Genomic DNA, 11,311 nt, shown 5'->3' on the forward strand with positions numbered 1-11,311 from the left:
AATCTTATTTTTCTTTGCGGCATGGTGGTTGTCGTGCCGCATTTTTAGGAGCAATGATATGAAAAAACAATTAATACTGTTGGCCGCGTTGTCTGTGGCGCTTACGGGGTGCTTGAAACCGACTACCCATTCTATAGGAACAGCGCTGATGCCTGCTCCGATTATGCATCGTAGTTCTCCGGATAGCTCTGCGCAGGAATTGTCTGTGGCGGCTTCGGGGGTTTACGGACATACGGGCGATGCCTACAATTTGGAAAACCTGAATGCATTTGGTGGCAACATTGGTTTGACTTATCGTATGGCGGGAACTTTATCGCCTTTCTTTTTGAATGTGGCTGCGGGTGTATTTGGAGGTTCGCTTCATTTTGGTTGTGATGCCTCTCATCGCTGTTCTAGGGAAGATGAATATGACAAAGATTATATCACTTGGTTGGATTCTAAACAGGGACGTAAAAGCTATAGCTTTTGGAATATGCAAGAACGAATCTTGATCGGTGCTGATTTTAGCCCGGCCTTTTTTATTCTCGGAAGTGCAATTGGTTTCCAATTGTATGAGGGTGTTTCTTCTGACTACGATCACATGCGTAGAAGGTTGGATAACGAAGGGCTTATGGAAAGCCGAGGGCACGATAACGGCGCAGACGTGACAACTTCTGTGTGGTTTGGATCGTATTTTGGACGAAATGGTCGGTTTGGAAATCTAGTTGCTGAGTTTGACATGATTTTCAAACACGAGTATGAAGATGCAGTAGGCTCTATCAAGTGGACTTATACACACCCGAGCGGATTTTTCGGTGGGGTGTCGCGAGGAGACTTGATTGACTTCTCACTGTTTGTGGGAAAACAGTTCGTGTTTTAGATCCCGGGTCAAGCCCGGGATGACAAGAAATCTGCGCCCGGGATGACAATAAACCGCGTCCGTTGACACGAAATAAAAAAAAGAGCCCCGGCGGTTTGCCGGAGGCTCTTCTTAATTTGTTTCGAACAAATTACTTGAGGGTCTGAACCTGCACGTCCCAGCTCTGGTTGCCAAGAGCGATACGGTAGGTGCTTGCAGCGCCGGCCTTCATGTTCTTGGTGTCCACTGCCGGAGCAGCGTTCGGGTCCTTCTTCGGCACGCCAATGTGGCGGTTGCCCTTGAGGAATTCGATACCCTTGTTGCCAGCCTTCGTTTGGAGGCAGCCCGTGATGAAGATGGTTTCGTCGGTAACCGGCAGACCATTTTCTTCGAGGAGGGCCTTGGCCTTCGGAATGCCCGGTTCGAGAATTTCTTCTGCGCACTGGACGCCCGGATAGGCTTCCTTGAACGGCTTCATGTTGAACTGGTCGGCAGCGATCTTCACGAGTTCCGGATCCGGTTCGCAAGGAGTCTTACCCTGGTAACCGAGGAGCATCTTGCCGTAGCCTTCGGTCATCTTGAACCACGTACCGCGGCCTGCAGCCTGGTTCAAGGTGTTCATGTAAGCCTGCTGGAAGTAGAACTGAGAAACCGGCGTCACGGAAGAAGCAAAGCCACCGCGGCGGACGCATTCACTCATGTTCTCGATAACCTTCGGGAACAGGTGGAAGGTCTTGGTTTCGCGCATCATGAGGGTGTTGGCGGTAAGAGCGCCACCCGGCATGGGGCTGAAGATCACGTCGGTCGTAATCTGACGGGCTTCAGGCGGAAAGTTGTAGTCCTTGAGGCATTCTACGGCGACGTTGTTGGCTTCCATGAGTTCCGGAATGTGATCGTCGACGATGCTGTCTTCACCGAGGGCGAGCTTGTAGTCCGTACCCTTGAGGGCGTGGAACATGGAGAACAGGTCGGGCTGAGCCGTACCGCCGGAAAGCGGCTTGCGGCCGAGGTCAACGCCATCAGCGCCACCTTCGATAGCAGCCTTGTACTGGGCCACACCGGTACCGCAGGTATCATGGCTGTGGATACGGAGTTCGACCTTGTCGCCGAGGAGCTTACGGGCGCGCTTGAAGGTTTCATAAACCTTGGTCGGGTTCGTGGTACCGGATGCGTCCTTGAAGCAAACGGAAGCGAACGGAACGCCTGCGTCCAAAATGTTGCGGAGGATGCGTTCGTAGAATTCCGGGTTGTGGGCGGCGTTGAGGTCGCATCCCGGAGGAAGTTCCATCATGGTCACGACGACTTCGTGTTCCAGACCGGCGTCGGTGATGCACTTACCGGAGTAAATGAGGTTGTTGACGTCGTTCAAGGCGTCGAAGTTACGAATACGGGTCATGCCGTGCTTCTTGAACATGTCGGCATGGAGCTTGATCATATCGCGCGGCTGCGGAGCGAGGGCCACCACGTTGATACCGCGGGCGAGGGTCTGCAGGCGGATGTTCGGGCCTACAACGCGGCGGAATTCGTCCATCATGTCGAATGCGTCTTCGCCGCAGTTCTGGTACAGAGCCTGGAAACGGGCGCCGCCACCAGCTTCAAAGTGGGTGATGCCGGCCTTGACGGCTGCTTCGACAGCGGGCATGAAGTCCTTAGCGAAGACACGAGCACCGAAAATAGACTGGAAACCATCGCGGAACGAGGTATCCTGGAACTTGATCTTTTTCATAGTGTTTTCCTGTGGGATAAATCCCTTGTTTTTACTGTACAATAAAATACGGGGCTAAAATTAGAAAAGTTTGAAGACTAAATCAACGTTGCCGTACCAGTTTAGGCCGCTAATGTCGAATTTATTGTCGCCAAAATTGGCCATTCCGGCTCGTAATTCAATTCCGAATATGCCTGGCGAAACGCTGCCACCGCCAAAATACCGGGCTCCCGTAATGCCGGCGGTGTAGCTGTAGGAATAGGCGTTGGCCATTCCCTTTCCGAACTTTTCCTTGTAACTTTTGTCATCATCTTCGGGAAGTTCGATGGCGTGCAGCTTAAAGCCGCCGTACACGGCGATTTCGTAGTCATAAGAGTAGTAGAGTTTTGCCCGGAGCAAGGTTTCGACGGCGGTGTAGCTGATGTCGTTCTTGGAATAGGTAATGCCCGACTGGACGACGTCTTCTTTGTAGGGGTCGGTAAAGAGGATGCCTCCGATGCGGAACTCGGCGCAGTAGCTGCCGAACAGGCAATATCCGAAGCCGATGTCGAAAATAGGACCGGGATTCAGCTTTTCATTGGCTCCATTACTGAAGAATTCTCCGCCGAAACCCATGAAAAAGATTCCGTGGCTTTTATGAAGGGTCTCTTGTTGCGGCTTTATATAGAAGAATTCTTCCAGGAAAGTTCGCTGGTCTTCGTTGGTAATCTTGTCGAGCTGCAGCTGAACAAATCGTATGCTTTGGTCCTTAAAGGAGGAAAGATCCAAGAAACAGTAGTAGACGATTATCCGGACAAACGCGGCGTCCCCGGCCGAGAGTTTTTTCAGGTCTTTGTCCCATTCGCTACTTGCGAGGTAGGCGTAGATTTTTTCGTAAAAGTTGGGGTTGCTCCAGCCGAATTCCGAGAGTCGCCCGAATGCCGTGCGGTACACGTTTATGGATCGGGCGTAGCTTTCTCTGATGACGTCTGTGTTGGCGAGGGCTTTGAAATCTTTTTGGAGCAGGTAGTTGCCCATGGCTTGATCGAAATAGGGGACTACTTTAGTTTCTTTTTGCGTTGTAACGCCCCAGCCCCATTCGTTGCCAGCTTCGAACTTTGTTGCGTCGGCGGATTGTGAATAAATGAAAGCACAAAGGAGTAAAAGAAAAACTTTCTTGAAAATGCTAGCGCGGTTCGCCATACTTTAGTTTACTCCTATCGTAGAATTGTAACAATGGCGTGAGGGTGACGGTGACTAATCCTCCGTCACTATCCTTGACGATATTGGTGTAGTAATTGCTGATGCTTGCGATGAGTCTTAAGCCAACGCGGAAATGTCCGTCGTCCTTGTATTTGCTGAAATAGAAATCAAATGCAGTGCCGAAATGGAGGCCGATTCCACCATGGGTTTTCAGGGGCTCGGCGACATCTTTTTCTTGAAGGTCGCTGATGAGAATTGTCGGGCCTATGTAGATTCTGTTATCGATATAGGAGGTAGAAAAGGTGCGGTAGCCGGCATAAATGTCTATGAGGAATAAGTTCTGGTATTTGTTGTCATTGAGGTAATCGGATTTAATGATTCTGCTGTTGTAGCCGCCGCCGAATTTCTTGTAGAAAAATTCCAGGGATAGGTCGAAGGTTGGGTTGTGAGCGAAATCGTAGCTGTATGCATCGCCGAGACCCCAGGAAATGCCGCCGCCAATGCCCCATTGAATGTTCCACACGACTCCGTAATCTACGTAGAAATAGTCGGTGATAAAATTCCACTGTTCGATTTTCTTGATACTGTCTGCACTCGCTTGTATAAGACCGTTCATTTCGCTTTGGTCGTTTGACGCAAGTGATGCAGCGAAAACTCGCCAGAAGGCGCGGTCGCTGGAACTGCGGTCAGATAGCGCCTTTTCCAGTTCGCCGGAATGGTACATGGCCCTAAGGGAATCTTGCAACATTGTGTGAATGGCCACCTCTTCGTCATCTGCATAAGGGGTGCTATAATAGCCGCAATCGGTATAATCTTCGAAGGTGCCCATGTAGGCGCTGAATAGACGCTTGGTGTTGCAATTGAAATCTGATGGGCGACTGTAAAAAAAGCGGTTTTCCGCAGAAACTAGGAATGAATCCAACTTGGCCGTATTGAGGCGGATTGCCTCCTTGTCGCCCATGGCAAGGGCCTCCTTGATTCGCTCCTTGTAAACCAAGCTCATGTTCTTGTAGGTTTCTATTGTGTATCGGTTTGGCAAAAATGATACTGGCAACTTCGCAATGGAATCAATGGCTTTAAATTCGTCACTTTCGATTACTCGCGAGTGTCCGTCTTCAAAAAAAATTCTTTCGAGAGCGGGGTGAACGCCCTCTGTGGAAAAATCCGCCAATAACTTTGGTGGGTTTGTTGCAAGAACGGGGCCTGAATGGACGAGGTAGGTGCGCGAGATGGTGTCTGCGTCAGCTTCGGGATCTTTCCAGGTTTTTGTGTGGCGGTCGTAAATTTTTTTGATTCGGTATTCAATCTTGATGAGTACGTACCACGTGGAATTGCTGGCGTTGGTGAATGCTCTTTTAAGGTCGGGGGGAACGGAGTCTAGTTTGCTCTGCGATAAATCGTATTCTTTTTTGTACCATGAATAGAAATTTCTTTCTTGCTCAGTAGTAATGGTTTTATTGAGCCAGGAGTAGATTTTCCCGTTAAAGAAGGATTGCTCCGCTAAAGTCTCGATTTTCTCGGCGTTTCCCCAGAAAACGAATCCGGTGTCGCTGTCTAGCTTTTCTTGCAAGGTCATTCGGAGGGAATCGGGGAGCTTTTCCGCATGGGAGGAATCATTCCAGTCTTCGCATGGACGAGGTTCAAAGAAACAGTGGCCAGGCTCGGCGTGCAATAAAGTCGCCGTGCAAAGCGCTACAATAAAGATGATTCCTAAACTAACCCTATGCATGAAACCGAGAATTCCCTTTTAGCAAAACTTAATAAAGTTTGATTTGAAAAACAAGAAAAATTGAGGGCTCGATATCCTTATTCCAACTTGGAATAATAAAATGTTTACAATCGCTGGTCTGGCGGGAGGCCGTGTTTGTATCTTGGAGGTGGGACGGGTGTTCGCCCCAATTACAAGGGAGGTCCATCATGAAAAGCGTAAAGTGGATGTTGTTTGTAATGCTGGCCGTTCTGGTATCGACCTCTTTCGCTGCCAGGAAGGTTAAGTCAAAGTTGGGAGACATCGATGTCACAGCCCAGAAAGGTGGTGGCGCGGTTGTCTGCACCGCTCACTTCGAAGACGAACTGACGATTCTCAAGGATTCCGACACGGAGGTTCTTGTGAAGGGAAGTTGCGGTCAGGGGTGGGTCGCGAAATCAAAAATCGAATATGTGGCGCAAGGCCCTGGTGACAAAACGATTACCATCGACGAATACAATATCCAGAATTGGATTGACAATCTGTCGGTATTCGATGTTCACGTGGATGATGTCGAGGACTTCGAAGGAGTTACGATTGACCGTGACTTTAGAGAATACTTGACTTACACGATTGATCGCGAACAGACTGAAATGCATAATGGTGAAAATTGATCGTCAAACATGGAGGTGTTAAATCCGTAGAATAATCCCTGCGCAAGCGGGGATTTTCTATATTAGGGGCATGAGTTTGATAAATACCATAGTCGTTGCAGGTGGTACCCACGGTAACGAACGGACGGGGGTTCGCCTTGTCCAGAAATGGATGGAACACCCAGAGTGTTATAATTCGCTCTGTAACGCCAAGGTGGATTTGGTGCTTGCTAACCCCGAAGCGGTGCGCTTGAACCGCCGCTATCGCGATCATGACTTGAATCGCGCTTTTTCGCAGGTGTGTTTGGATACGACGGTGGATTCGAAACTGTATGAATTCCGCCGCGCAAAAGAACTGAATGCTTTGTACGGCCCGAAGGGGGCCGCCACCAAGACGGACCTGCTTCTGGATGTGCACAACACTGGCTCGAATATGGGCAACTGCCTGATTCTTTCGGCGCGTGACCCGTTTACGATGCGTGCCTCGGCGGTGCTGACGCAGGAATTCAAGGATGCTTGGATTTATTACCAGCCCGAAGAACGCTCTGCTTCGCCGTATTTTGGAACGGTAGCGAAGGCGGATGTGTGTATCGAGATTGGCCCGCAACAGCATGGAACGCTGGATGCCGCGATTTTCGAGGAAACGGAACGCCTGGTGAAGCGTTACCTGGAACTTGCCGAGGAATGGAACCGCGGCGAATTGCAGAAACGCCCGCCGATTAAGGTGGATGTGTACACCCAGTTCAAGGATTTGGGGTACCCCAAGCCGCAGGGCGGTGGCCCTATTCAGGCGATGATTCATCCGGAATTGATGGGTCGTGACTATCGCGAACTCAAGGATGGCGACAAGTTGTTCCGCACGTTCGACGGCGAAGATATTTTGTACCATGGCGAAAGCCCGGTGTATCCGATTTTCATTAGCGAGCCTGCGTACTACGAAAAGGATATCGCGATGAGCCTCACGGTGAAAAGCGTCGAGGAATGGTAGTTTTAGACGAGAGAACGCCGCTGCGCGGCTACAGACGAGAGACGAAAGAATATGAGCGAAGAAAATGAAGAACTGAAGGAAATCTCGGGTGAAGAACGCCTGAAAAATTTCATGGAATTGGTGCAGAACCAGAAGAATGAACCGTGGGATTCCCGCCTTTCGGATATTCTGGATGCATTCGAGGATTTCTTGACGTTTCGTCCGGAACCGCCGCAGGAATGGCAGGACACCTACGCCAAGAGCGGTAAGGAATTTGACTACTACCAGATTGTGTTGCCGCAGGATTTCCAGGACCCGTATGAAGACGACCTGGGCAATATCCGCAGACTCCGCAACGAGTTCGAACGTACGCCTTCGACGATGGCGCTTGAACATGAACTGGTGAGCCGCAACTACTTTATTTTCGAAAACGGCCACGCCGAAGCGATTCCGGCCCCGCGCCCGATGCTGATGCTTGAAAGCAAGGACCGCGAAGACGACGAAGAAGAGCAGGAAGGCGACATTACGTGGGATTGCTGCATTTCGATTTTCCCGGACGGCAGCTACATTGCCTACAACCTGAATCACGATGACGAAGAGGAGCTCGGCGAAGACTTTAAGGCCGAATTCGACAAGCATATCGATGTGCTTTCGAAGTTGCAGTTGGTGATTCCGGTGGAAGGCCGCGACTACGGAATTTTGAATAGCCGCTGCTAGGCTACGTTTGAGTCGATGACCCAATTCGAAACAGAAATCTACCTGCGGTATAAGCAAATCATTGAATCGCAGGGTATGGGAGCGAGTGCGCTCGCGGGTGACGAGTCGCCTGCGCCGCAACGCGTGCGCATGGAAGATTTGCTGGACCGTTACGATGCTTTCTGCTTTGACGGTTACGGTACGCTTTATAACCGCGGGAGCTTTGTTTACGAGGGGGCGCTGGATTGGTTCAGAGCTCTTCGGCGTGAGGGTAAATCTGTTCGCTTAATAACGAACGCTGCGTCTGACGTTGATGAGGTTTTGGCGCGTGATGCTGATAAAAGAGGATTTGATTTTTCTACGGAAGAAACGGTCTCCTCTGGAAGTTTATTGCGTGATCTCGTTAAAGAGCTGAGGTCTTTAGGCAAAGCGATTCGCGAAGTATATTACATCGGGCGCGAAACGGGCAAGCACGTGCTAGAAGACTGCGGGATTACGGCGGTGGCGCTTGATGCGGAACCTGCCGAGCCGATTGTCGCAATTTCTTCGGCGAAGGATACTCCTGAAAGCTATGCGCAAGCGGTCAAGATTTTGAAGCGCCCGAGCGCGATGCTTCTGGTGCTGAATTCCGATGCTTGGGCGCCGAAGATTCCGGGGGACGACGGTGTGACTGTGCGCGAGCCGGTGTCGGGTGCGCTTAGCGAAAGGTTGCGCCGCGATTCCATGTGCGAGGCGAATGGTGGTGCTGGCTGCGAGACTTTTTATTTGGGCAAGCCTTTCCCGGCGATTTGGGAGAAGGTCAAGCGGAGTCTGCCCGAGGGCTCTCGCGTGCTGATGGTGGGCGATACCTTGGGCACGGATGTGCTTGGCGCAAAAGTCGCGGGCTTTGATTCGGCGCTTGTTGTTGGGCGCAATGTGCCGGCGGATGAACTTGAGGCGGATGAAAAGGCCTTGGGAATTAGGCCGGATTATTACTTGTAATTATAAAAGGGTTTGTTAACCCACAATATTCCTTGCTTACGCAAGGTTGTGAGTTAACCCTACGGGCTCAATGCTAATGAGCGGGAAAAGGGTTTGATTCGTCGTCAGTCTCCGCTTTGCGGCTGACGACTCACCCTACGGGCTTACCGCTTGTGCGGTAAGTCCTAAATTCTTTTCACGAGCTTGCGCCCACAAAAGAATTTAGTCGAACCCTCTTCGAGGGTTCTTAGAAACCCTTCCCGCCAAAAACAAAAGACCAGGTCTTTGACCTGGTCCTTTTGTTTTTTAGAGCGGGAAAAGGGTTTCGAACCCTCGACATCGACCTTGGGAAGGTCGCGCTCTACCAACTGAGCTACTCCCGCGAGTGTTGCTAATTTAGAAAAAATACGGTGTTTGTAAAGGGGTTAGGCTCTTTGGGCGTGTATATAGGCTCGATTTTTCTATCATTGTAGCATGCTTAAGTTTAAATTGATGATTGCGTGTGCAGCAGTTGCGCTTGTCTCGGCGGGGTATGCCGGAGAAAAGTCCATGTGGACTAAATTTGTGGAATTCTTTAGCCCGACATCCGAGGTGGAGGGCGAAGGCCCGCTGTATGATCAGGTTCGCGAGTTGGACCGCAAAATCAATCGTGTGGAAGGCAAGTATGCCCGTGAACGCCGTCCGATGACGAAGGAACGCTATAAGAAAGAACTTGTTCAGTTGCGTGAAGAACGTGAGGCCTTGATGAAAAAAATCGAAGCTGAAGAAAAGAATAAGGGCAAGTCTTCGGCCGTCGCAAAGTCAAGTTCTTCTGTGAAGGCCGCGAGTTCGTCTTCGCAGGCTGTTTCTTCTGCGGCACAATCTTCTTCAAGTGCAGACGCTGCGGTTGCTGCTACCTGCAAGCCGGATACGGTGTATGTCCGCGACACGGTCGTGGTGCATGACACGCTTTATGTGATGCTTGCTCCGAAACCGGAACCTGCTCCGCAAGCGGATTCTAGTGCGGCTAAAGAAAAGAAGTAATCATGCGTTACGCCAATATCGTCAAGGGACGGTTCATTTCTCGGCCTAACCGCTTTATTGCCCATGTTGAAATTGATGGCGTCGATACGGTTGTTCATGTTAAGAACACAGGCCGTTGCAAGGAATTGTTGGTGCCTGGGTGCACGGTGTATTTGGAAAAATCCACGAATCCTGCCCGCAAGACCCCGTACGATCTGGTGACTGTAGAAAAGAAAGTGAAACGCAATGGCCGGATCAAGCCTATGCTGGTCAATATGGACAGCCAGGCTCCCAACAAGGTGGCGGGGGAATGGATTCAGGCCCATGAGGAATTGTTCCCGAAGCTGTCTTTTGTGAAACCGGAGTACACCTTCGGAAAATCTCGGTTTGACTTTTATATTGAATTCGGGAAACACAAGATGTTCATCGAGGTGAAGGGCTGTACCTTGGAATTTGATGGACATGCCTATTTCCCGGACGCTCCTACGGAACGAGGGGTGAAACACCTGACGGAATTGACGGAGATTCTGCGGCAAAAACGCTGCGATGACGATGGAACTCCCTATGAATGCGGCATTCTGATCTTGATTCAGATGAAGGGGTGCCATTGCTTTTCGCCTTACGATGTGGCTCAGCCGGAATTCGGTGAAGCGTTGCGCAGGGCGCGGGATGCTGGCGTCAAGGTGTTTGTCTACGACTGCAAAGTGACGCCTCGGACCTTGATTGCCGATGCGCCTGTAGCTCAGGAATTGTAGTTCCTGTTAGTCGTTAATTGTAAATCCGCGGCGGAAATTCTCGATGAGGCAACAGCTGATGCTGACATCGGTTTCGTATTCGGGAATGTCTTCGCGCTTGACCCACAGGGCTTCGGAAAGTTCTTCCTTTTGCATGTGGATGGTGTCGTCGCCATCGAGTTCAGCGGTAAAGCCTGCGATGAGAGAGTCGCTAAAGGCCCACGGCTGCGAACTGAAATAGCGGACGTTTTTCACGCGGAGTCCCGCTTCTTCCATGACTTCGCGGTGTACGGCCTGTTCCAGGCTTTCACCGACTTCGACAAATCCAGAAATCAAGAAAAGTCTCGGGTTCGGATTGTCGATGTTGTGCGCCATCAGGAGCTTGTCGCCGTTACGGACGGCCACAATCACGACGGGCGAGATTCTCGGGTAAACGACATTGCCACATTTGGGGCAAATAATGGATCGCTCGTGGTCACCGCGAATGGTCACGTTTCCGCAACGCCCGCAGAACTTGTTCAGCGATTCCCAATGAGCGATATGAGCGGCGGTGGCGCCACCCATTCGTTCTACGGGATTCATGCCGCGGAAGGTGCGGTTGCCCATGTATTCGTAACCGGCAGGGGCTTCCGCTTCGACTGTTGCCTTGCTGTCGTCTAAAAAGAAGGCTGTGTCGTCAATGCTGAAAAGGTAATGGCCTTCGAAGTCGGCGAGTGCTTTGCCTTCGAGCGCAAGGAGTTCACCGACTTGCGGAATAACATAGCCTTCGCCACTCTTTTTGAGAAGCGTCTTGGAACCATTGTAGCGAATGACAAAGTCGGTGACCTTGGGGTCAACGACTTTGAATTCGTTATTGAATTTGTGCGGAGCGATTTCGTGAATCACGA

At 50.8% G+C, this 11,311-nt stretch carries 11 protein-coding genes and 1 tRNA gene; 7 read left to right on the forward strand and 5 right to left on the reverse strand.

The genetic code is table 11. The features are described from left to right. Positions 1–58: 58 nt before the first annotated feature. Positions 59–859: a hypothetical protein gene (locus tag B7989_RS04795; RefSeq protein WP_088627461.1), complete on the forward strand. Its 801-nt coding sequence runs from the start codon at positions 59–61 to the stop codon at positions 857–859. A 130-nt stretch (positions 860–989) separates the two neighbouring features. On the opposite strand, the gene B7989_RS04800 is transcribed toward B7989_RS04795, so the two are convergent. Genes B7989_RS04800 through B7989_RS04810 form a run of 3 tightly spaced genes read right to left on the reverse strand, consistent with a single transcriptional unit; the run spans position 990 to position 5,454 of the window. Then, the gene (locus B7989_RS04800; RefSeq protein WP_088627462.1) at positions 990–2,564 is read right to left on the reverse strand and encodes a biotin attachment protein; all 1,575 of its coding nucleotides are present in this window, start codon (positions 2,562–2,564) and stop codon (positions 990–992) included. 60 nt (positions 2,565–2,624) lie between these two features. Further along, positions 2,625–3,725, reverse strand: a complete 1,101-nt coding sequence (locus tag B7989_RS04805) for a hypothetical protein (RefSeq protein WP_088627463.1) — start codon at positions 3,723–3,725, stop codon at positions 2,625–2,627. Next, positions 3,709–5,454, reverse strand: coding sequence for a hypothetical protein (locus B7989_RS04810; RefSeq protein ID WP_144264966.1), 1,746 nt, complete (start codon positions 5,452–5,454; stop codon positions 3,709–3,711). The genes B7989_RS04805 and B7989_RS04810 overlap by 17 nt, the downstream gene beginning before the upstream one ends. Before the next feature lie 188 nt (positions 5,455–5,642). Between B7989_RS04810 and B7989_RS04815 the strand changes: the two genes are divergently transcribed. The 4 genes from B7989_RS04815 to B7989_RS04830 all read left to right on the forward strand — a co-directional run bounded on the left by B7989_RS04815 (position 5,643) and on the right by B7989_RS04830 (position 8,709). After that, on the forward strand, positions 5,643–6,086 hold the full coding sequence (locus B7989_RS04815) for a hypothetical protein (RefSeq protein WP_088627465.1): 444 nt from the start codon (positions 5,643–5,645) through the stop codon (positions 6,084–6,086). Between the two features lie 70 nt (positions 6,087–6,156). Then, positions 6,157–7,053, forward strand: a complete 897-nt coding sequence (locus tag B7989_RS04820) for an aspartoacylase (RefSeq protein ID WP_233144252.1) — start codon at positions 6,157–6,159, stop codon at positions 7,051–7,053. Positions 7,054–7,104: 51 nt separating this feature from the next. Then, the gene (locus tag B7989_RS04825) at positions 7,105–7,749 is read left to right on the forward strand and encodes a hypothetical protein (RefSeq protein ID WP_088627466.1); all 645 of its coding nucleotides are present in this window, start codon (positions 7,105–7,107) and stop codon (positions 7,747–7,749) included. Between the two features lie 15 nt (positions 7,750–7,764). Then, the gene (locus B7989_RS04830) at positions 7,765–8,709 is read left to right on the forward strand and encodes an HAD-IIA family hydrolase (protein ID WP_088627467.1); all 945 of its coding nucleotides are present in this window, start codon (positions 7,765–7,767) and stop codon (positions 8,707–8,709) included. A gap of 289 nt (positions 8,710–8,998) precedes the next feature. On the opposite strand, the gene B7989_RS04835 is transcribed toward B7989_RS04830, so the two are convergent. After that, positions 8,999–9,071, reverse strand: a tRNA-Gly gene (locus tag B7989_RS04835). Positions 9,072–9,162: 91 nt separating this feature from the next. On the opposite strand from B7989_RS04835, the gene B7989_RS04840 reads away from it, so the two are divergent. Both B7989_RS04840 and sfsA read left to right on the forward strand, forming a co-directional pair. Further along, positions 9,163–9,711 carry a hypothetical protein gene (locus tag B7989_RS04840; protein ID WP_088627468.1) on the forward strand — a complete coding sequence of 183 codons (549 nt, stop codon included), beginning with the start codon at positions 9,163–9,165 and terminating at the stop codon, positions 9,709–9,711. A gap of 2 nt (positions 9,712–9,713) precedes the next feature. Then, complete coding sequence (gene sfsA / locus B7989_RS04845) at positions 9,714–10,445, forward strand: DNA/RNA nuclease SfsA (protein WP_088627469.1); 732 nt, start codon at positions 9,714–9,716, stop codon at positions 10,443–10,445. Positions 10,446–10,451: 6 nt separating this feature from the next. Here the strand turns inward: sfsA and nudC are convergent, their stop codons facing one another. Beyond that, entirely contained in the window at positions 10,452–11,309 is an 858-nt protein-coding gene (gene nudC / locus B7989_RS04850) for an NAD(+) diphosphatase (RefSeq protein WP_088627470.1), read from the reverse strand. Positions 11,310–11,311: the final 2 nt, after the last annotated feature.

The sequence above is a fragment of the Fibrobacter sp. UWB5 genome (genome assembly GCF_002210295.1).
Lineage (GTDB): Bacteria > Fibrobacterota > Fibrobacteria > Fibrobacterales > Fibrobacteraceae > Fibrobacter.

Bases quoted from the DNA above. Each gene is read 5' to 3' on its own strand.
- B7989_RS04800 (WP_088627462.1), bottom strand. From the start codon at position 2,564: ATGAAAAAGATCAAGTTCCAGGATACCTCGTTCCGCGATGGTTTCCAG.
- B7989_RS04820 (WP_233144252.1), top strand. From the start codon at position 6,157: ATGAGTTTGATAAATACCATAGTCGTTGCAGGTGGTACCCACGGTAAC.
- B7989_RS04810 (WP_144264966.1), bottom strand. From the start codon at position 5,454: ATGCATAGGGTTAGTTTAGGAATCATCTTTATTGTAGCGCTTTGCACG.
- B7989_RS04825 (WP_088627466.1), top strand. From the start codon at position 7,105: ATGAGCGAAGAAAATGAAGAACTGAAGGAAATCTCGGGTGAAGAACGC.
- B7989_RS04805 (WP_088627463.1), bottom strand. From the start codon at position 3,725: ATGGCGAACCGCGCTAGCATTTTCAAGAAAGTTTTTCTTTTACTCCTT.
- B7989_RS04840 (WP_088627468.1), top strand. From the start codon at position 9,163: ATGCTTAAGTTTAAATTGATGATTGCGTGTGCAGCAGTTGCGCTTGTC.
- B7989_RS04815 (WP_088627465.1), top strand. From the start codon at position 5,643: ATGAAAAGCGTAAAGTGGATGTTGTTTGTAATGCTGGCCGTTCTGGTA.
- sfsA (WP_088627469.1), top strand. From the start codon at position 9,714: ATGCGTTACGCCAATATCGTCAAGGGACGGTTCATTTCTCGGCCTAAC.
- B7989_RS04830 (WP_088627467.1), top strand. From the start codon at position 7,765: ATGACCCAATTCGAAACAGAAATCTACCTGCGGTATAAGCAAATCATT.
- B7989_RS04795 (WP_088627461.1), top strand. From the start codon at position 59: ATGAAAAAACAATTAATACTGTTGGCCGCGTTGTCTGTGGCGCTTACG.